Origin of the sequence: Robiginitalea marina (assembly GCF_024006985.1) — a bacterium.
GTDB classification, from domain to species: domain Bacteria; phylum Bacteroidota; class Bacteroidia; order Flavobacteriales; family Flavobacteriaceae; genus Robiginitalea; species Robiginitalea marina.
In genome coordinates this window covers 15,199-36,157 of the sequence record NZ_JAMXIB010000015.1, presented here as the reverse complement: position 1 = coordinate 36,157, position 20,959 = coordinate 15,199, and the positions used below count along the sequence as shown (strand labels likewise).

The 20,959-nt window shown below is 54.9% G+C and carries 18 protein-coding genes; 7 read left to right on the top strand and 11 right to left on the bottom strand.

What is annotated here, in order from left to right; all coding sequences use genetic code 11:
* Nucleotides 1-51 precede the first annotated feature (51 nt).
* Nucleotides 52-591 carry a DUF2911 domain-containing protein gene (locus NG653_RS13695; RefSeq protein WP_252742286.1) on the bottom strand — a complete coding sequence of 180 codons (540 nt, stop codon included), beginning with the start codon at nt 589-591 and terminating at the stop codon, nt 52-54.
* A gap of 239 nt (nt 592-830) precedes the next feature.
* Here NG653_RS13695 and asnB point away from each other — a divergent pair, with 239 nt between their 5' ends.
* Nucleotides 831-2,501, top strand: a complete 1,671-nt coding sequence (gene asnB / locus NG653_RS13690) for an asparagine synthase B (RefSeq protein ID WP_252742285.1) — start codon at nt 831-833, stop codon at nt 2,499-2,501.
* An 89-nt stretch (nt 2,502-2,590) separates the two neighbouring features.
* On the opposite strand, the gene NG653_RS13685 is transcribed toward asnB, so the two are convergent.
* The gene (locus NG653_RS13685; RefSeq protein ID WP_252742284.1) at nt 2,591-4,036 is read right to left on the bottom strand and encodes an SLC13 family permease; all 1,446 of its coding nucleotides are present in this window, start codon (nt 4,034-4,036) and stop codon (nt 2,591-2,593) included.
* Between the two features lie 236 nt (nt 4,037-4,272).
* Here NG653_RS13685 and gyrB point away from each other — a divergent pair, with 236 nt between their 5' ends.
* Nucleotides 4,273-6,213 carry a DNA topoisomerase (ATP-hydrolyzing) subunit B gene (gene gyrB / locus NG653_RS13680; RefSeq protein WP_252742283.1) on the top strand — a complete coding sequence of 647 codons (1,941 nt, stop codon included), beginning with the start codon at nt 4,273-4,275 and terminating at the stop codon, nt 6,211-6,213.
* 143 nt (nt 6,214-6,356) lie between these two features.
* Here gyrB and NG653_RS13675 read toward each other — a convergent pair whose 3' ends face one another.
* A complete protein-coding gene (locus NG653_RS13675) occupies nt 6,357-6,725 on the bottom strand; it encodes a hypothetical protein (RefSeq protein WP_252742282.1) in 369 nt (122 codons plus the stop codon).
* A gap of 241 nt (nt 6,726-6,966) precedes the next feature.
* Here NG653_RS13675 and mdh point away from each other — a divergent pair, with 241 nt between their 5' ends.
* Nucleotides 6,967-7,893, top strand: coding sequence for a malate dehydrogenase (gene mdh, locus NG653_RS13670; protein WP_252742281.1), 927 nt, complete (start codon nt 6,967-6,969; stop codon nt 7,891-7,893).
* Nucleotides 7,894-8,095: 202 nt separating this feature from the next.
* Nucleotides 8,096-11,047 (top strand): protein translocase subunit SecDF, encoded by a 2,952-nt coding sequence (gene secDF / locus NG653_RS13665; RefSeq protein WP_252742280.1) that lies wholly within the window; start codon nt 8,096-8,098, stop codon nt 11,045-11,047.
* 56 nt (nt 11,048-11,103) lie between these two features.
* On the opposite strand, the gene NG653_RS13660 is transcribed toward secDF, so the two are convergent.
* Nucleotides 11,104-12,387, bottom strand: coding sequence for an ATP-binding cassette domain-containing protein (locus NG653_RS13660; RefSeq protein ID WP_252742279.1), 1,284 nt, complete (start codon nt 12,385-12,387; stop codon nt 11,104-11,106).
* Nucleotides 12,388-12,459: 72 nt separating this feature from the next.
* Here NG653_RS13660 and NG653_RS13655 point away from each other — a divergent pair, with 72 nt between their 5' ends.
* Together NG653_RS13655 and NG653_RS13650 are read left to right on the top strand one after the other, a co-directional pair.
* Entirely contained in the window at nt 12,460-13,074 is a 615-nt protein-coding gene (locus NG653_RS13655; RefSeq protein WP_252742278.1) for a Crp/Fnr family transcriptional regulator, read from the top strand.
* 160 nt (nt 13,075-13,234) lie between these two features.
* The gene (locus tag NG653_RS13650; protein WP_252742277.1) at nt 13,235-13,444 is read left to right on the top strand and encodes a YgaP family membrane protein; all 210 of its coding nucleotides are present in this window, start codon (nt 13,235-13,237) and stop codon (nt 13,442-13,444) included.
* Here the strand turns inward: NG653_RS13650 and NG653_RS13645 are convergent, their stop codons facing one another.
* From NG653_RS13645 to NG653_RS13620, 6 genes are all read right to left on the bottom strand, one after another.
* Complete coding sequence (locus tag NG653_RS13645; RefSeq protein WP_252742276.1) at nt 13,445-14,317, bottom strand: alpha/beta hydrolase family protein; 873 nt, start codon at nt 14,315-14,317, stop codon at nt 13,445-13,447.
* Nucleotides 14,318-14,830, bottom strand: a complete 513-nt coding sequence (locus tag NG653_RS13640; RefSeq protein ID WP_252742275.1) for a DUF192 domain-containing protein — start codon at nt 14,828-14,830, stop codon at nt 14,318-14,320.
* Nucleotides 14,823-15,785, bottom strand: a complete 963-nt coding sequence (gene lgt, locus NG653_RS13635; RefSeq protein ID WP_252742274.1) for a prolipoprotein diacylglyceryl transferase — start codon at nt 15,783-15,785, stop codon at nt 14,823-14,825. Before lgt ends, NG653_RS13640 begins: the two co-directional genes overlap by 8 nt.
* Nucleotides 15,786-16,098: 313 nt before the next feature.
* The gene (gene yidD, locus NG653_RS13630; RefSeq protein WP_252742273.1) at nt 16,099-16,344 is read right to left on the bottom strand and encodes a membrane protein insertion efficiency factor YidD; all 246 of its coding nucleotides are present in this window, start codon (nt 16,342-16,344) and stop codon (nt 16,099-16,101) included.
* 55 nt (nt 16,345-16,399) lie between these two features.
* Nucleotides 16,400-16,786, bottom strand: coding sequence for a DUF779 domain-containing protein (locus NG653_RS13625; RefSeq protein ID WP_252742272.1), 387 nt, complete (start codon nt 16,784-16,786; stop codon nt 16,400-16,402).
* 26 nt (nt 16,787-16,812) lie between these two features.
* Entirely contained in the window at nt 16,813-18,336 is a 1,524-nt protein-coding gene (locus tag NG653_RS13620) for an aldehyde dehydrogenase family protein (protein WP_252742271.1), read from the bottom strand.
* Nucleotides 18,337-18,555: 219 nt separating this feature from the next.
* On the opposite strand from NG653_RS13620, the gene NG653_RS13615 reads away from it, so the two are divergent.
* Complete coding sequence (locus NG653_RS13615) at nt 18,556-19,470, top strand: AraC family transcriptional regulator (RefSeq protein WP_252742270.1); 915 nt, start codon at nt 18,556-18,558, stop codon at nt 19,468-19,470.
* On the opposite strand, the gene cysS is transcribed toward NG653_RS13615, so the two are convergent.
* Complete coding sequence (cysS, locus tag NG653_RS13610) at nt 19,471-20,949, bottom strand: cysteine--tRNA ligase (protein WP_252742269.1); 1,479 nt, start codon at nt 20,947-20,949, stop codon at nt 19,471-19,473. It abuts the gene before it with no gap.
* Nucleotides 20,950-20,959 lie beyond the last annotated feature (10 nt).

Below are 20,959 nucleotides of genomic sequence, written 5' to 3'. Positions count from 1 at the left end.
AAAACCGGCGCAAAATGGCGCCGGTTTGATAGTTCTCAAGGTGGGGTCCCTTTACATGACGATGGGAACTGCCACCCGCGTATTGCCCCATCCCATGACCAGGTGTACGGCATTGCCTACTTCCTGGAAGGCGATGGAAAAGGCATCCAGGGACTCTTCCCCCGAGGCGGCCGGCACGCTGACCCGAAGGACATCGGCGGCTTCCTCATAGGTATAAGCCCCCCACTGGTTGAGGTTGTTGTTAAGGATCACCGTCCACTGATCGGCACCGGGGATGGTAAACAGGGAATAGGTACCTGCTTTGACCTCCTGCCCCCCAAAAGTTACATCCTGGTAGAAAGTGATTTCCGGGGCCTCGTTGGCACCGGTCCTCCAAACCTGTCCGGCGGGGGCCAGGTCGGCGAGGGAACGCCCCTTCAGTTGCGGGCGGCTGTAGGTGATGCGCACCACTTTTTCGGAAACCCTGTAGCTGGACGGATAGCTCGCCATATCCATCGGGCTTTTATCAAGGCCGCTGAATTCCTGGGCTAGCAGGGAGGTACAGAGAATCGTGGAAAAGAAAAGGGTGGTGAGGGTAAAAATAGGTTTCATGCTAGTGTTTTTAGTTTTGTTAAAATTACAGTGTTTTGGGAACTCCCCGCTTAAAAATGGCGTTAAAATTTTTCGCCCTTACAATTCACGGTTTTTCAGGGGGTAAAAAACAATATGAACTAACATTAAACTGTAATAAATTGTTTTATAGTTATAGATATTCGACAATTATGCGATAAGTATTTCTTTATTGGAAGTATATAAAGACATTTGGCTTCTAAATATTAATAAGCAAATTTATGTGTGGAATTGTTTGTGCGTTCGACCTGAAGCAGCCCGCTGCCCTCCTGCGGCCCCGCCTGTTGGAAATGTCCCGGAAAGTCAGGCACCGCGGGCCGGACTGGAGTGGGATCTACGACGGGGAAAAGGCCATCCTCACCCATGAGCGCCTGGCGATAGTGGACCCTGCCTCCGGGAAGCAACCCCTGGTGAGCCCCGATGGGGAATTGATACTTGCAGCCAATGGCGAAATTTATAACCACCGGGAGCTACGTCGTCCGTTCGAAGGGTCCTATGCCTTCAGGACCCAATCGGATTGCGAGGTGCTGCTGGCCCTCTACCAGGAAAAGGGGACCGGGTTCCTCGATGAACTCAATGGTATTTTTGGGTTTGCCCTGTACGACCAGCGCAATGACCGGTATTTCATTGCCCGCGACCACATGGGCATCATCCCGCTCTACATCGGGTGGGACCGGGAGGGGACCTTTTATGTGGCCTCGGAGCTGAAAGCCCTGGAGGGGACCTGCACCCGTATCGAGCCGTTCCCCCCGGGCCATTTCATGACCAGTGACACCCCGGGGTTCCAGCGGTGGTATTCCCGGGATTGGATGGAGTATGAGGCCGTGGAGGGAAATGAGACCGAAATCAGTGCCCTGAGGACGGGGCTGGAAGCGGCCGTGCATCGGCAATTGATGTCCGACGTACCTTATGGGGTACTCCTTTCGGGCGGTCTGGATTCTTCCATTACCTCGGCCATAGCCAAAAGGTATGCCGCGCGGCGCATCGAAAGCGATGATACTGCGGAGGCCTGGTGGCCCAGGCTCCATTCTTTTTCCGTGGGCCTGGAGGGCTCCCCTGATCTGGAAGCTGCCCGGAAGGTAGCCGAACACATCGGCACCGTCCACCACGAGGTCAAATTTACGCTTCAGGAGGGGCTCGATGCCCTTCGGGACGTGATCTACCACCTGGAAACTTACGACATCACCACGGTGCGGGCAGCTACCCCCATGTACCTGCTGGCACGCGTCATCAAATCGATGGGGATTAAGATGGTCCTCTCCGGGGAAGGGGCCGACGAGCTTTTCGGCGGATACCTGTATTTTCACAAGGCCCCCGGCCCCCGTGATTTCCATGAGGAAACCGTCCGCAAACTCGGGAAATTGCACCAGTACGATTGCCTTCGGGCAAACAAGGCCCTTGCCGCCTGGGGCATTGAAGGGCGCGTGCCTTTCCTCGACAAGGAATTCATGGACATCGCCATGCGGGTTAACCCCAGGGACAAAATGGCGGCCGGGGGGCGTATAGAGAAATGGGTCCTGCGGAAGGCCTTTGAGGATTATCTCCCCGAATCGGTGACCTGGCGGCAAAAGGAACAGTTTTCCGATGGCGTGGGCTATAGCTGGATCGATACCCTGAAAGCCGTGGTGGCAGGGGAAGTCAGCGACGAACAGATGGCTAACGCCCATTACCGTTTCCCCCTGCAGACCCCCGCCAACAAGGAGGAGTATTATTACCGGAGCCTGTTTGAATCGCATTTCCCCAGTGACGCTGCTGCCCTTAGCGTACCCCAGGAACCTTCGGTGGCCTGCAGTACCCGGGTGGCCCTTGAGTGGGACGAGGCTTTCCGGAACATGAACGATCCTTCGGGGAGGGCGGTGGCCCGGGTACACGGCGATGCCTATGTGAAATAGGGGTGCCCCCCTGCTACCTTCAGGCGGTGGCCCGGGACCTTCCGGGAACCCGAATCGGAAAAACCCTTCCCTTTGTAAGGGCCCTGCCTTCAGAACAGGGCCGTGGAAAGCAGTACGAACAGGGTTATGATGAGCGGGGAGAGCAGGCCCATAGCCATACCCCCGAACCGGAAGTCTTTCTGCGACAGTTTCCCGGTGCTGTAGGCGATGGCGTTGGGCGGGGTGGAAATGGGCAGGAAAAGGGCTGCCGAAGCGCACAGGCCGATAACCAGGGGGAGGACGACAGGGTTTTGGAAGGTCAGGATGATCCCTATTGGGATCAGGATGGAGGCCGTGGCGGTATTGCTCATCACATTGGACAGGATCAGGGTGAGGAACCCAAAGAAGAGCACCAGCACGTAGAAGTTCAGGTCGAATTCCTGAATCCGTTCCACATAGAAACTGGCCAGCCCGGTTTCCTTGATGGCAAGGCCCAGGGCAAGCCCCCCGGCCACCAGCATCAGGGTGTCCCACGGAAGCCTTCGCACATCGTCGGCGTTGATGATGCCTGACATTGTCAGCAAAATGATCGGCAGCAGGGAAACTACCGAAGCGGGGATCCCGTGCAATTTTTCAGTGAGCCACAACAACAGGGTCAGGCCAAGCACCGCCAGGACGATCCGTTTTTTAAGGCGTTCCAGGCGGTTGAGCGAATCGGGTTGCCCGGTATCGTCGTGCTCAAACCGGATTGGTGTTTCTTCCGTTCCCCGGAGAAACCTCCTGCTGAGCAGCCCCCAGAACAACAAGGTCAGCAAGATGGCCAGCGGAAAGCCGACCACCATCCATTCCAGGAAGCCCACGGCAACCCCGTGGTTGTTCAGGGCCTCCACGGCAATGGCATTGGGGGGGGAGCCGATAACCGTCCCCATCCCCCCGATGGAGGCTGCCCCTGAAATCCCCAGCAAAATGGCTTTGGTCATGGGAGAACCCTCCTTAAGGGTACCGATGAAGGGCATCACGGAGGCGATCATCAGGGCCGAAGTGGCCGTGTTCGACATTACCATGGATAAAAGGGCTGTGGTCAGCATCAGGCCGAGCAATATGAATTTGGGCTTCGTCCCGAACCGGGAGATGGAAAGCCTGAACACCAGCTGGTCCAAATTGGTTTTTCTGAGGGCTTCCGCGATAAAGAACCCCCCGAGCATCAGCCAGATGACGCTGCTCGACCAGGAATTGATATACCCCGCGTAATACGACTGTACATTTTCCGGGTCTACTTTGGAATAATAGCTGTTCATGGCAAAGATGAGGAACCCGAAAACCATAAGTCCCACCGCAAAGGGGGGAATGGCCTCTGTGACCCAAAGCCCTATGGCCAGGAACAGTAAAAAAAGGACATATACCTGGGCCTGGTTCATGGCCGGCTCATAAAGGGCGTAGGTCAATCCGAAGGAAAGCACCACAGAGAACAAAAAAAAGATAATCTTTTCCTGTATGTCCACCACCCGCTGCATGTTTGGGATCAGTTTTTGGGAAGCGGTCCTGGAATCTGCCATGTCAACAAGGAATTTTGGTTCTTTTCCACGACAAAAGTACATTCAAAATCAAGGTGAAAAGCTAATAATTATCACCCGCCCGAAATCGCATTCCCAGGGGGGAGTGCCACCTGTGGAATTGTTGTTAAATTGTTGATAACTTAAAACCTCCTCAGCTCAGCCAAAGGCATATTTTACGGGCTATTCCGTATATTTGTAGGATTGAAAAAACGCAGCTAAAAACAACCAAAAAGCGCATGAGCGAAGAACTTAAAGGCAAGGGGTATTCCGCTGACAGTATACAGGCCCTTGAGGGCATTGAACACGTGCGGATGCGCCCCTCCATGTATATTGGAGATGTAGGGGTTCGGGGCTTGCACCACCTGGTTTACGAAGTGGTCGACAATTCCATTGACGAGGCCATGGGTGGGCATTGCGATACGATCCACGTAACCATTAATGAAGACAATTCCATTACCGTGGAGGACAATGGCCGGGGAATCCCGGTGGACCTGCACAAGAAGGAAGGGGTTTCCGCCCTGGAAGTGGTGATGACCAAAATCGGTGCCGGCGGGAAATTCGACAAGGATTCCTATAAGGTTTCCGGGGGGCTTCACGGGGTAGGGGTTTCAGTGGTAAACGCCCTCTCTGACAACCTCAGGGCCACGGTTTACCGGGATGGGAAAATATGGGAGCAGGAATACAGCAGGGGAAAGGCCCTGTATCCGGTCAAGAGCATAGGGGAGTCCGACAAAAGGGGGACCACCGTCACCTTCCACCCCGACGACCAGATCTTCCAGCAGACCATAGAGTTCAGTTATGATACCCTGGCCAATCGGATGCGGGAGCTCTCCTACCTGAACCGCGGGATTACCATTACCATCCAGGATCGCAGGACAAAGGACAAGGAGGGGAATTTCCTCGGGGAAACCTTCCGGTCCGAAGAGGGCCTGAAAGAGTTCATCCGCTTTCTGGATGGAAACCGGGAACCCCTGATCCAGAACGTCATTGCCATGGAAGGGGAGAAAAACGACATCCCCGTGGAAGTGGCGATGGTCTACAACACGTCCTACACCGAGAACCTGCATTCCTATGTAAACAATATCAATACCCACGAAGGGGGTACCCATTTGTCGGGCTTCCGAAGGGGGTTGACCACCACCCTGAAGAAATATGCAGACAACTCCGGGATGCTCGACAAGGTGAAATTCGAAGTTTCGGGCGATGATTTCCGGGAAGGGCTTACTGCCATTGTGTCGGTGAAGGTCGCCGAACCCCAGTTCGAGGGGCAGACCAAAACCAAACTGGGCAACCGCGAGGTTTCCGCTGCAGTCAGCCAGGCGGTTTCTGAAATGTTGACCAATTACCTGGAAGAGCATCCGGATGATGCGCGAATTATCGTCCAGAAAGTCATCCTGGCCGCCCAGGCGCGGCATGCCGCCGCGAAGGCAAGGGAGCTCGTGCAGCGCAAGAACCCGATGAGCGGGGGCGGCCTGCCGGGTAAACTGGCTGACTGTTCCGAACAGGACCCGCAGCGGTGCGAATTGTTCCTGGTGGAAGGGGATTCCGCAGGGGGTACGGCTAAAATGGGCCGTGACCGGAACTTCCAGGCCATCCTGCCCCTGAGGGGAAAAATCCTCAACGTGGAAAAGGCCATGCAGCACAAGGTCTTTGAGAACGAGGAAATCAAGAATATCTATACCGCCCTTGGGGTTACCATAGGCACCGAAGAAGACAGCAAGGCCCTGAACCTCGATAAGCTCAGGTACCACAAAATCGTAATTATGTGCGATGCGGATGTGGATGGAAGCCATATCGAAACCCTGATCCTCACCTTCTTTTTCCGCTATATGCGCGAACTGATCGAGGGAGGGCATGTTTACATCGCAACCCCTCCGCTGTATTTGGTTAAAAAGGGCACCAAAAGGCGCTATGCATGGAATGACAGGGAGCGCGACACCATTGCCGACGAATTCGGCGGTGGGGTTGGGATCCAGCGCTACAAGGGTTTGGGTGAAATGAACGCCGAACAGCTTTGGGAAACCACCATGAACCCGGAATACCGGACCCTGCGGCGGGTCACTATTGATAATGCCACCGAAGCAGACCGGATCTTTTCCATGCTTATGGGAGACGAAGTCCCTCCGAGGAGGGAATTCATTGAGCGCAATGCCGTTTATGCGAACATTGACGCCTAGAATTAGCTGTTTCTCCGAACAGAAGCCCCGGCAATTTTGCCGGGGCTTCTCTTTTTTCCTGCCTTGCCAGTACCCGGGGGTCCAAAAAAGAGGACAGCCGTGCGGGGCACGGCTGTCGAGGGTATATATAGAGAAATTAGGGGTTACTCGCGATAGGCCAGCACCTGGCCCTGAAGGTCGATAAGGAGGGTGGTACCTGCACTTTCCTTGATAGTTACCCGGTCGGCTCCCTTGGCCAACCCCGGATAGCTGATGGTGTAAACCCCGCTTTCCGATTTCCACTGGAAATCAGTTGAAACCATGATTTCGTTGCCCTGGTAGACGTGGTATCTCCCCAGGTAGGCATCGTTAAAGATCCACTCCTCCCGGTCCATATGCTTGGCGCTGGCTTCTTTCGGGGCCTGCAATTGTGCCCAGATCCCGATCACCGGATCATCATTTTCGGGGATCTCAGAACAACTGATTCCCAGGGCCATCAAAAAAAGCAACGACTTTGCGATAATTTTGTGCATGGTATAATGCTTTACAGATCGGGTCTTCCTTTAAGGCAACGGCGGCAGGTAACTCCCTATTGCTATTTTTTCGACGTACGGTTGGCATGACCCCCGGGATTTCGACCAGCAACACTTTTTTTTAACATTTCCGGCAAATTCCCGGTTCCGGTTGTATACAGGCACATCGGTCCGGAAAGTGCGATTTTTCAATGGAATTTGCCTATTTTTGGACTTCCGATAAAACCATAAATCCTAAGGTATGAAAGTAACCATTGTTGGGGCTGGCGCGGTTGGTGCCAGTTGTGCCGAGTATATTGCCATAAAGAATTTTGCGTCTGACGTAGTCCTGGTCGACATCAAGGAAGGGGTGGCTGAAGGAAAAGCCATGGACCTGATGCAATGTGCCTCCCTGAACGGGTTTGATACCCGCATCTCTGGGGCCACCAATGACTATTCCAAAACAGCGGGCAGCCATATTGTAGTCATTACTTCCGGGATCCCGCGCAAACCGGGGATGACCCGGGAAGAACTGATCGGCATAAACGCGGGCATTGTGAAGTCCGTTACCGCCAGTCTGCTCGAACATTCCCCTGAAGCTATCGTTATCGTGGTCAGCAACCCAATGGATACCATGACGTATCTGGTCCATAAAACTTCGGGGCTTCCCAAGAACCGAATTATCGGCATGGGGGGTGCCCTGGACAGCGCCCGCTTCCGGTACCGCCTGGCTGAGGCCCTTGGGGCGCCTATTTCCGATGTGGACGGGATGGTCATCGGGGGGCACAGCGATACAGGAATGGTACCGCTTACCCGCCATGCCACACGAAACAGCGTGAAAGTTTCGGAGTTCCTTTCGGAGCAGCGCCTGCAGGAAGTAGAGGAAGCCACCAAGGTGGGGGGTGCCACCCTGACCAAACTGCTGGGCACCAGTGCCTGGTATGCTCCCGGGGCAGCGGTTTCAGCCCTGGTACAGGCCATTGCCTGCGACCAGAAGAAACTTTTCCCCTGTTCCGCCATGCTCAACGGCGAATACGGCCTTGAGGACCTCTGCATCGGGGTACCGGTCATCCTGGGCAGAAATGGCATTGAGCGCATCGTAGAAGTAGACCTCAATGCTGATGAAAAAGCGAAAATGAAGGATAGCGCCGAAGGGGTATCCAAAACCAACGCCCTGCTGGAACTCTGAGAGATGCCGCAGGTTAAGCCCGAAAGCACCCCTGCCCGGGGGTGCTTTTTTTTTGCCGGGTCAGCAGAGGGGACATCCGTGCGGGCAGCCCTGGAATCCGGTAGGTACAAAAGCCTTGTTTTTATTGGCAGTTCATAGTGGAAATGATATATTTGCACGCTGTTTGCACAAACCATCGATTATTCAGATAACCAGTTAACTCATGCAGAATAAAGGACTTATACGGCTGTTTGCCTTGTTGTTCGGCCTGGTCAGTATTTACCAACTTTCCTACACCTTCATCACTTCCAAAATAGAATCCGACGCCAAGGCCTTTGCCGAGGCAGCCGTCCCCGCCACCGAGGAAGATTATGTCGCGCGCAGGGAGCAGGTCGGGGCCCAGTACCTCGACTCCATAGGCAAAAACCCCATCCTGGGGTTTACTTCCTATGAGGATGCCAAGAAAAAGGAGCTGAACAAGGGGCTTGACCTTAAAGGGGGGATAAATGTCACCCTGCAGATTTCCGTAAAGGACATCCTGAAGGGCCTGGCCAACAACAGCAAGAATCCGGTTTTCAACAAGGCCCTGGCCGAGGCTGACGAGGCTTCCAAAAACAGCGATGAGACCTATCTGGAATTGTTCTTTGACGCTTTTGATCGCCTCAAGGGCGATACCAGGCTGGCTTCGCCTGAGATCTTTGCCAACAAAGGGCTCAGCAATGAGGTGAATTTTGAGATGAGCGATGAGCAGGTAAAGTCCGTCATCCGCCGCAAGGTAGATGAGTCGGTGATTTCTGCTTTTGAGGTCCTCCGCGAACGGATCGACGGGTTTGGGGTGACCCAGCCCAATATCCAGCGCGAGGGGAATTCGGGGCGTATCCTTGTGGAGTTGCCCGGGGCCCGCGATATCGCCCGTGCCCAGGACCTCCTTTCCAGCACGGCCCAACTGGAATTCTGGGAAACCTATGAACCCGGAAACCAAAGCCTGCTTACTTTTTTCATCCAGGCCAATGAGGAATTGAAGTCCCTCGTGGAGCGTGAAGACACCCCCGCAAAGGAAGAAACCGAAATCGATTCCCTGCTTTCGGACGTGGCCCAGGATTCCCTGGACCTCGCTGCCCAGAGCAACCCGCTCTTTGAAAAGCTTTCCCTCAATGGCCCCGGCTTTGCCGTAGGCCTCGCCGCCATCAAAGATACAGCCGAAATCGGGTCCTGGCTGCGCATGCCCAGTATCCGCAGGCTCTTGCCCTCAGAGGTACAATTCACTAAATTCATGTGGGAGCGCCCATCCCAGGGCACCGAGGTTGCAGCCCTTTATGCCCTGAAATCAAACCGCGACGGCGTGCCGCGCATGAGCGGGGATGTGGTCAGCGATGCCCGCGACCAGTTTGACCAGTTCAACCGCCCTGCAGTGGGGATGGATATGAACGTACGGGGTGCACGTGAATGGCAGCAGCTTACCAATGAGGCGAACCTGAACAATACCGGGATTGCCATTGTCCTCGACAACCGCGTATACACGGCTCCGGGGGTATCTACCCCGGGTGGGATTGCCGGAGGCAGTTCCGAGATCACCGGGACCTTTACGGTCACCGAAACCAAGGATATAGCGAACGTGTTGCGGGCGGGAAAACTTCCGGCCTCCGCGGAGATCATCGATTCATTCGTAGTGGGCCCCTCCCTCGGGCAGGAAGCCATTGACAGCGGTTTTATGTCGTTCCTGATCGCCATGGTCTTCGTGTTGCTCTGGATGATTTTCTATTACGGCCGTGCCGGGTGGTTCTCCGATATCGCCCTGGTGTTCAACATTTTGTTGATCTTCGGGGTGCTGGCCAGCCTGGGTGCTGTGCTTACCCTGCCCGGGATTGCAGGGATTGTGCTGACCATCGGGATGTCGGTGGATGCCAACGTGCTGATCTTTGAACGGGTTAAGGAGGAATTGCAAAAGGGCAAAGGGATGGCCCAGGCGGTATCCGACGGGTTCGGCCATGCCCTTTCATCAATCCTGGATGCCAACATTACCACAGGCCTGACGGCCCTGATCCTGCTGGTTTTCGGGACCGGCCCGATCAAGGGCTTTGCCACCACCCTGATCATAGGTATCCTCACCTCACTTTTCACGGCGATTTTCGTAACCCGGCTCCTGATTGAGGCCTACCTGGCCAAAAAGGGCCGGAAGCTCGATTTTTCGACCGCGATCACCAAAAATTTGTTCCAGAACCTCAATATCGACTTTTTGGGCAAGCGCAAAATGGCATTCCTGATTTCCGGGATCCTGGTGGTGCTGGGGGTGGTATCCCTTTTCACGAAAGGGCTCGATCAGGGGGTTGATTTTGTCGGGGGCCGGAATTACCAGATCCGCTTTGTGGACCCGGTTAGCCCCACGGAGATCACCGGGGAATTGACCCAGGCCCTTGGAAGTGCCAGTGCCAAGACCTATGGAGACGCCAACCAGATCATGGTTACCACCAAGTACAAAGTCGACGAGCAGGGGGCTGAAATTGATGAGGAGATTTTGGGAATCCTCTTCCAGTCGCTCCAGAAATACTTCCCGGATGGCACGAGCTATGAGGATTTTGTGCCCGGGGGCACCAATGAGGATGTCGGGGTGATGAAATACCGGAAAGTGGGCCCCACCATTGCCGACGATATCAAGAAAAATGCAGTTTGGGCCGTGTTTGGTTCCCTGGCGGTGGTATTCCTCTACATCCTGCTGCGGTTCCGCAGGTGGCAGTTTTCCCTTGGGGCGGTGGTTGCCGTATTCCATGATGTACTGATCGTATTGGGGATTTTCTCGGCCACCAGTGCCCTGATGCCCTTCAGCATGGAAATCGACCAGGCCTTTATCGCGGCCATCCTTACGGTTATCGGATATTCCCTTAACGATACGGTGGTGGTTTTCGACCGCATCCGGGAAATTATCGGCGAGAAAGGCTGGCGTGGGGGCGAGAATGTCAACCAGGCCCTGAACAGCACCCTGAGCCGGACCCTGAACACCTCCCTTACCACCCTGGTTGTACTGCTTTCCATCTTCATTTTTGGAGGGGAGACCCTCAGGGGCTTTATGTTCGCCATGATCGTAGGGGTCGTGGTCGGGACATACTCCTCTGTATTCATCGCCACCCCGGTGATGTTCGATACCCTGAACAAGAAAATGACTGACGGCAAGAAATAAGCTTTCAGGATAGTACATGCAAAAACCGCAACCCGTCAGGGATTGCGGTTTTTCTTTTAGTGCCCGGTTTGGCGCCCCCTTTCCCCCGCCTTCTTATGGTGGATCACAATACCAGTGGAGCCTTCCGGACCGGGGTGTAATTCCAGGATGCGTTCGGCTTGCAGGCCGGGTTCTTCCCGGTGCGAGACAAAGACGATTGCGGTTTCGCTTTCGGTGGCCATCTTCCGGATCAGGGCCACCACCAGGGCGGCCGAATCGTCGTCCAGGCCGGCGGTGGGTTCGTCGAGGATCAGCAGGGCAGGGTGTTTGATCATGGCCCGGGCACACATAAGCAGACGCTGCTGGCCTTCGGTCAGGTCGTTGAACAGGGCGTCTTTCCCCGCATCGAGCTGTAGCAGGCGAAGCCAGGCCATGGCCAGGGAACGCTGGGCATCCGTGGGCTGGATATACAATCCCACGGAATCGGTCAGGCCGGAGATCAGCATATGATCCAGGGTATGGTATCCCCTGAAGCGGTCGGTCATGGCCGGGGTGAAATACCCGATCCGTTCCTTGATCTCCCATACGCTTTCGCCGCTCCCTTTACGGCGGCCGAACAGGTCTATTTCCTGTCCGTAGGCCTTAGGGTTATCGCCGTTGATCAGGGTGATCAGGCTGGTCTTCCCGCTGCCGTTCGGCCCCCGGAGTTCCCAGAAGTCCCCCGGCTCAATGGTCCAGGTAAGGGCCCTTAGCACCGGTTTCCCGGAATAGGAAAGGTGGACGTTGCGGAAGGCCACCAAAGGCCCTTTTGGGCAGGGGGCGCGCTCAGGGGCAGGGGGCAGGCTCCCTTGGAAGGGTCCCCCGGGGGCGATTGGGGCCGGTTGGGGTTGATAGTCGGGAAACCCCTCCAGCTTCGACCCGTTCAGGAAGGCATACTGGTGGATGAAGGGGAACAGGTCGCCCTGGCGGCTGAGGAACTGGATGACCAGCGTCTGTGCGCTCAGGTTTTCCAGGAGTTCCAGCAGTTCTTGCTGGTAGTTGCGGTCGAGGTGGTCCAGGGGATTGTCTGCGATGAGGAAGTCAGGGGATGTGGATAGCAAGTGCTTAAGCAGGGCTTTCTTGCGTTCCCCGCTCGAAAGGGTAGCCAGTTCCCGGTCGGCCGGGGTATTTAGGCCAGCGCGGCCGTGCCGGGCTTCCTCCTCCAGCAGCGAGGCCACCCGGGCGTTGGAAAACAATTCCCCGCGGCGCCCCTCCAGAAAACGGAGTTCGGGTGGGGGGGTCCCCTGGAGCAATTCCCGGCAGAGGGCTTCTTTCCCGGAACGGTTATCGGTGTAAATGGCGGTATGCGGCAGGACCGGCATGGATCGGGTGATTTTTGCTAATTTAGGGGAAACCCTCCTGGAGTCAAAATCAGGGAATTCAAGGAAAGGAATATGAAGGACTTGTTATCCAGCCTGCCGGCCGCGCTCGGCAGGGAACTGATGGATCGGTGCGAACGCCGCTCCTTCCCGGCGAAGGTTGAATTGCTGAGGGAAGGGCAATACGTGCAGGCGATTCCCATTGTACTCAAAGGGCTGATCAAAGTCTGTACCCGGTACGAGGACCGGGAATTACTGCTGTATTATATTGAACCCGAAGAAAGCTGTATCATGTCTTTCTGGGCCGGCTTTTCCGAAGAACCCAGCCGGGTTTTTGCCCTCACCGAGGAAGACAGCGAATTGCTTATGGTGCCTGCGGCGGGCCTGCAGGGATGGTTGAGGGAGTATCCGGCATTCGGTTCCCTTTTTTTTCAACAGTACGCCAAGCGCTACAGCGAGTTGCTCGATACCATACACCATATCCTTTTCAGCCAGCTCGATGTTCGCCTCTACCAGCATTTGCTAAAAAAGGCGCGTTTGCACAAATCGGGACTGATCTCCATGTCGCACCAGCAACTGGCCGACGAACTGGGCACCGTACGGGAAGTGATCAGCCGGACCCTGAAGAAATTGGAGCTGGAAGGGATGGTGAAGCAAAGCGGGCATCGCATCGAACTTTTGAAAATGTGACCCGGGTCACTGCCTGGCAGGGCACTGACCCCTACCTTTGGATTGATATGAAACGAAAAGTACTGAAACTCGCCCTGGTTTGCCTGATCTGTATCGGGGTGGTTTTCCTTGTCGCAATGCTCATAGAAACCGTTATCCAATCCCCTTAAAAACAGAGAAAATGAAAAAAAACATGGGAACTGCGGACCGCGTGATCCGCCTGATTATCGCCGCTATCATTGGTGTATTGTACTATACCGGCACCATTTCAGGAACCCTGGGCATCGTGCTGCTGGTGCTGGCCGGGGTATTCGTGCTGACGAGCTTTATCAGCTTCTGCCCGCTTTACGCCCCTTTTGGGCTGTCTACCTGCCCTTCAAAAAAGCCCTGATCACTTTGGGGAATCCCATTCGTTTCGTGTGATCCACCGATGCGTGGCTTCCCAAAGGGTTTCCCTGAAGGCAGGCCTGAAATACCCGAAATGCCCGGGCTTTTTTCCTTCCCGGGTATAATGGACCCTGGTGACCCTTGCCTGGGCATACTGCCTGGTCAGCCAGTCGACTGCCACAGGGGGGGCCAGGGAGTCTCCCGGAAAGCTGAGTGAGAGGAGCGGCATTTTCATTTGCCTGAAATGAAAACCCTCCTGCTTTTCTGCCGACATCATATAGTCGGGATGTTTGCCCCATCGGCTCCATTGCAGGGCCATTTCCCGGGGCAGGTTTTCGAACAGGCCCAGGGGTTTGGCAGGAAAGTACCCAAAGAGCGGGGTAAGCCAGGGGATCAGCACATGCCAGAATTTCCATAGCTTCCATTTATGCCACCCGGAGTAAAGCCTCCAGTAGCCGCTTTGCGAAGCTACCAGGATGATACGGTCAATGTTGGCGAATTCCGCGTTGAAGCCGCACAACTGGCCCCCGATGCTATGGGTTACCAGGGTCAGGGGGGCCTCAGGATATCGGGTTTTGAGGTAACGTACCGCCCCGGCCTGGTCATTGGATCCCCAGTGAACCAGGTCGAAACGGTTTGTCCGCAATTCGGAAACTTTACCCCCGGAAGCGCCGATCCCATGGTAATCGAAGGTGAGTACGGCATAGCCCCTGCTGGCGAAATGACGGGAAAAGGCGCGGTAGAATTTTTGCAGCATCCCGGTTGCGGAGGAAATCACTATGGTTTGTACGGGTTTCCCTTCAGGGAGGAACAGGGTCCCGCCAAGACTGTGCCCTGCCCGTGTGGGGATTTGCACTTCCAATTCCCTCAGCTCCATTTACTCCATGGTTTCGTAGCGGATCCGGTCGCCTTCCCTGATGTCCCAGCGCCCGGCCAGGCCCGCCTTGATTTCCAGGACATACTGCGCAGGCTGCCCGGAAGGGATGCCGCTTTCATTCAAAGGTTCTGCATCGGGACGAATGGAAACCACCCTAAGGTCGCTGTCCAGGTAAATGATGTCAAGGGGGATCAGGGTGTTTTTCATATAAAAGGACCTCGGGGCTTCCTCTTTAAAGATAAAAAGCATGCCCTGGTGGTCTTCCATGGAAGGGCGATACATTAACCCGGTCTGGATTTCGTATTCCGTGCGGGCCAGTTCGATGTCGAGGGTGGCCAGCAGGGAATCGGATTCGGCCCTATAGATTTGAAGTTTCCCTTCCCGGGTAAATACAACAGGTTCTGTCTCCAGGCGGCGGGTATTTTCTTCCCTGCACCCGGCGGGCCCAAGCCAGAGGATGGCCAAAACGGGCAGCAGGCAGGCGAGCCGCGCTATGTTCCTCAGTCTAGGCATGCGTCCGGCTTTTTCTGAACATGAAGTACAGGCCCAGGAGAATAAAGGGAATGCTGAGCCATTGCCCTGTGGAAAGGTATCCCAGGCTTTGCTCAAAGCCTCCCTGGCTTTTTTTGACAAACTCCACTACAAACCGGATACTCCAAAGCATTACCAGGAACAGGCCAAAAAAGTATCCCGGCTTGTCTTTGAGGGGGGTTTTCCAGTACAGGAAGTACAGCAGCGCAAAAACCCCCAGGTATAGCGCTCCTTCATAGAGTTGTGCCGGGTGCCGGTAGGGAATAGCCTCGAGGTATTCGGCAAACTTGGGGTTGTCGGTCAGGGCCCGATACGCCGCATTGGGCGTTTTTTCCCCCGTCAGGGAAAGGGCCCTGCCGGCAGGCATGTCATCGGAATCCCGCACGAAACGCGTGGCCAGGAAAAAGGAACCATCGGTAACCTTCCCGTTGATTTCCGAGTTGAAGAAATTCCCCAGACGCACCAGGAATGCCCCCAGGGCCACCGGGATCACGATCCGGTCCAGGATATAGAGCATGGAAAACTCCCGGTATTTCCGGGTGAAGAAGTACATGCCCAGAATTACCCCTATGGCCGCCCCATGTGAGGCGAGGCCGGTAAACCCGGTAAATTCGTACCCGTTGATGATCCCAAAAAGGGTGCTTCCGGCCCTTTCGCGTATTGGCAACAGGATTTCCAGGAGGTGGTGCTGGTAATACTCCCAGTCATAAAAGAACACATGGCCAAGGCGGGCGCCAAGCATGGTGGCCAGTACGGTGTAAACAAATAGGGAATCCAGCAGCTCCCTGCTCCTGTTTTCCCGGTCGAAGATCCGCTTCATGATGTACCACCCCAGCACAAAGGCGATGATCCACAGCAGGTTGTAATACTTGATCTGCAATACCCCGAGTTTTAATAGGGTATCATCCGGGTTCCAGGTAAAACCTAAGTACAGCATAGTCCGGGCTTTGGCGGCTAATATACTAAATCCCGGGCCGGTGTAGGGGGTCAAAACGGCCATTTTCGGCATGTCGGCTCAAAACAGGACCCTTGTCGGGAGGTTCTGCAAGCCGGGTGCGGGCCAGGGGGTGCCGGGGATGGGGCAAGCCTGGCGGGGTTGTTTTATATGGGGGTACCCCCTCCCTCCCCATTACCAAATATAATTGGATTCCCTGCACCCACCTGGCAGGAACAGCGTTATTTCAGAACCATTGGAGCATTGGGGGAGGGTTAACGGCAACGGTATGGGCTACCCCTGCCAGTAGTACTTTTTAAGGGGACTTGTGGTCATCCTTTTCAGGAACCGGGTCATAGCCGGAGCCGCCCCATGGATGACAACTCCCGATCCTTTTTATGGCCAGCCAGCCACCCTTCAGCAGTCCATGTTTCTGCAAGGCCTGAATGGTGTACTCCGAGCAGGTGGGGGCATAACGACAGCTCGGGGGGGTAAGGGGGGAAATATACTTTTGATACGCCCTTACCAGCCAGATAAAGGGTAAAACGATCTTGCGTGCCATGGCGGGTTCCCTTTCAACATGCGCAAGGTACACTTTATGCGGCACTCCGAAAGCATCATCCGGGTTTATCGGGAGCCGCAAAAACCGGTTGTAAGGCTTTGCTTTCAGCCTCGGAAAATAACCTTGAACGAATCAGGAACCTTACCCCAAGGGGGATTTCCAGCGAAAAGCTGGAACCCCTTCCCGGGACCACATCCACCGTGAGCTGAGTGTGTTTCCAGTATTCGAACTGATCGCGCGACATATAGAAGTCGCAACCGGCAATCTTTCCAAGCCAGATGTCGGAATCATCCAGTAGCAGTTCCCCTTCGGCATAGCACATCGGAGAGGAACCGTCACAGCATCCTCCGCTTTGATGGAACATCAGCGGGCCGTGGGCGCTGCGAAGCGCCTTAATCACTTCTGCGGCAGCCTCCGTGACGATTACTCTCTCAGTGTGCATTTGCATGGAATTTTCCGGATTGAATCCTAAAAGAACCCAAGGGCGTTCTTATCGTAGGAGATCAGCATGTTTTTAGTCTGCCGGTAGTGGTCCAGCATCATTTTGTGGGTTTCCCTTCCGATACCGGATTTCTTGTATCCGCCGAAAGGTGCATGGGCCGGGTACAGGTGGTAGCAATTTACCCAGACCCGTCCGGCTTTGATCCCCCTTGAAATCTGGTATGCCTGGTGGGTGTCCCGAGTCCAGACCCCTGCGCCCAGTCCATAGAGGGTGTCGTTGGCGATTTCCAGAGCTTCGGCTTCATCCTTAAACGAGGTTACGCAGACTACCGGCCCGAATATTTCCTCCTGGAAGACCCGCATCTTGTTATTTCCTTTAAGGATGGTAGGCTCTATATAAAAGCCACCCTTCAGCTCATCATGGTAGGCTGGCTTACCCCCGGTGAGCACTTCGCAGCCCTCCTCTTTCCCTATTTCGATATAGCTCAGGATTTTTTCGTACTGGTCGTTGGACGCCTGGGCACCCATCATGGTTTCCGGGTCGAGGGGGTGCCCCAGCTTAATCGCTTTGGTCCGTTCCACTACGCGTTCGATAAAGGCGTCAAAGATGCTTTCCTGGACCAGCATCCTCGACGGACAGGTACAGACCTCCCCCTGGTTCAGGGCAAACATCACCGCCCCTTCCAGGCATTTGTCGAAGAAGGCATCGTCGGCGTCCATGACGCTTTCGAAGAAAACATTGGGTGACTTGCCGCCAAGCTCGAGGGTTACCGGAATGATGTTTTTGGAAGCATACTGCATGATGAGTTGGCCGGTGGTCGTTTCCCCGGTAAAGGCAATTTTACCAATGCGCGGACTCGACGCCAGCGGCTTCCCCGCCTCTATGCCAAACCCGTTGACCACATTGAGCACCCCGTCAGGCAGGATGCCCTCTATCAGCTCCATCAGGATCAGGATCCCCACCGGGGTTTGTTCTGCCGGTTTAAGGACCACGCAGTTCCCGGCAGCCAGGGCCGGGGCTACCTTCCATGCAGCCATCAGCAGGGGAAAGTTCCATGGGATGATTTGCCCGACCACCCCAAGGGGTTCCCACACATTCAGGCTTACGGTTGAGGCATCCAGTTCGCTGACAGTGCCTTCCTCGGCCCGGATCACGCCTGCAAAATACCGGAAATGGTCTATGGCCAGGGGGAGGTCTGCCGCCATGGTTTCGCGTACCGCCTTTCCATTGTCCCAGGTTTCTGCCCGTGCGAGGTCTTCCAGGTTGGCTTCCATCACATCGGCAATTTTCAGCAACAGGTTGCTCCGCGTGGCGGCAGCTGAATTGTTCCATTCGGGGGCCGCCTTCCAGGCAGCATCCAGGGCCAGTTCGATATCCTCGGCCGTGGAACGCGCCACCCGGGTAAAGGCATTGCCGTCAACCGGCGAAATATTGTCAAAATACTGGCCTTTTACCGGGGCTGTCCATTTTCCACCGATATAGTTTTCATACTGGTCCTTGAAACGGGGTTTGGACCAGGTTTTCCTTTCTTTGCTAACAGTTGTACTCATTGTTTTTGGTTTTAGGATTAATACACTTTACCACCTTCCGTCCGGGGAGTTGGCAGAAGATCGATCCACAAGGTACCCGAAGCTCAGGTAAAGTGCCTGACCAATTCTGCCGCTTATGTGACGGATTCTATCATCAATATGATTTTAACAGAAAATAGCGGAATATTTTTTAAATTTAAAATCTTGAATGTTAAAATATTGCGGCAATAAAGGGTTTTAATGCAACTTCCTGCCAACTTCCTTAAAAACCGAAAACTCGAATCCCTGGTCGAAAACCAGTCCACCTTTACCATGGACCAGGCGGCCATGCATATTTTCGAGACCCACCAGACGGCCGACAGGGTATTGCTGCAGTTTGACCAACCGGTGCTGGCCAGCATGATCCAGGGGAAGAAGGTGATGCACCTGAGGGATTATGAATCCTTCCAGTTCCTGCCGGGGGAATCCCTTATCCTGCCATCCCATGAATTGATGTGCATCGATTTTCCGGAAGCCCAAAAGGAGGCGCCAACCCGTTGCCTCGCCCTGGCCATCTCAGAAACGCTGATCGACCAGGTCCTGGAACGGATGAATGAGGCCATGCCCAAGTCCGACGGGCGGCAGTGGGGGCTGATGGATTATAATTTCCATTTTGTCAACGATGCGGCGGTATTCCAGATCCTGCAGCGGCTCCTGTTCCTTTTTACCGAAAACCACCCCTACAAGGAGTTCTTCGTTGACAATATGTTGCGGGAACTTATTGTGCGGGTCCTGCAGACCAATCAGCGCAGGATTTACACGGACGATACGTTACAACTGAAGCAGGACAGCAGGTTGTCCTATGTGGTGCGGTACATCAGGAACCACCTCCACGAGCCGCTTGACGTGGAATCCCTGAGCAAGGTAGCCTGCATGAGCCCTTCCCATTTCCATCGCATTTTTAAGAACGAAGTCGGGGTGTCCCCGGTGGAATTCATAAACGCCGAACGCATTAAACTGGCGGTAAGCCTGTTACAGGACCCAAACAGGAGTATCAAAGAAGTGTATATGTGTTGCGGGTTTGAAAGCCGGTCTTACTTCAACCGCGTCTTCAAGAGCAAAAAGCAGGTAGCGCCAAAGGCGTTTCAGCAGCTGCTGCAGCGGGAAATGTTCTGATTAGAGGCTGTAGGTAGTGCCTTCTTTCCCATCCTTGAGCTGAATGCCCAGCTCCCCAAGGGCATCGCGGATCCGGTCGGAGGTGGTGTAATCCTTGTCGGTCCGGGCCTTGTTGCGAAGCTCGATGAGTAGTGCCATTACCCCGTCGAGGGTTTGGCCCTGTCCCGATCCGGAAATCGCCTTTTCCAGCCCCAGGACGTCAAGCACGAAGCCATTGAGCGTTGCTCCCAGCAGGAGCTTGTCTTCCCCTGAAAGGCGTATTTTTCCCTCGCTGACCTGGTGGATCCACCTTACGGCTTCAAAAAGCTGTGCAATCAGCACCGGGCTGTTGAAGTCGTCGTTCATGGCATCGTAGCACCGTTGCCGCCATTGGGCGACCTCCACTTCGGAAGCCGGCGATTCGGGCAGGCCTTCCACCAGTTCCATGGCGTCCATCAGGCGGTGATATCCCTTCTCGGCTGCCTGAAGGGCTTCATCGCTGAGGTCCAGGATACTCGTGTAATGGGCCTGCATCATGAAGAACCGGACCACAGCTGGTGAATAGGGTTTGCTAAGGATCTCGTTTTCCCCGCTAAAAATCTCATCGGGCAACAGGTTGTTCCCGGTTGACTTGGCCATCTTTCGCCCGTTGAGCGTCAGCATATTGGCATGCATCCAGTACCGTACCGGGCTTTTCCCGTATCCGGCTTCGGCCTGGGCGATTTCACATTCGTGGTGAGGGAACTTCAGGTCCATTCCGCCCCCGTGGATATCGAAGGTTTCCCCCAGGTATTTGGTGCTCATTACCGTGCATTCCAGGTGCCAGCCGGGAAAGCCTTCTCCCCACGGGGAGGGCCACCTCATGATGTGTTGCGGTTCTGCCCGTTTCCAGAGCGCAAAATCCTGCGGGTTGTTTTTTTCGTCCTGGGCGGCCAGGTCGCGGGTGTTGGCAATCATATCCTCTATCCTCCGGCCGCTCAGTTTCCCGTAGTCGTAATCCTTATTGAATTTGAGCACATCAAAATAGACCGAACCGTTTTTCTCGTAGGCATAGCCCTTCTGCAGGATGAGCTTTATGGTTTCGATCTGCTCCACGATATGGCCGGTAGCCGTGGGTTCAATACTTGGGGGGAGCAGGTTGAATTTGCGCAGGATGTTGTGGAAATCCACCGTATAGCGCTGGACCACCTCCATGGGTTCGATTTTTTCAAGCCGGGCTTTTTTGGAGATTTTGTCTTCCCCCTGGTCGGCATCGTCTTCCAGGTGCCCGGCATCGGTAATGTTCCGCACATAACGGACCCTGTACCCCAGGTGGACCAGGTAGCGGTACACCATGTCGAAAGACATAAAGGTGCGGCAGTTGCCCAAGTGCACCTTGCTGTATACTGTCGGTCCGCAGACATACATCCCCACGTGGCCCTGGTGCAGGGGCTCGAAAACTTCCTTTTTGCCAGTCAGCGAATTGTAGATACGCAACGTCTGTTCCTTGTAGAGGGCCATAGCGGGTGGC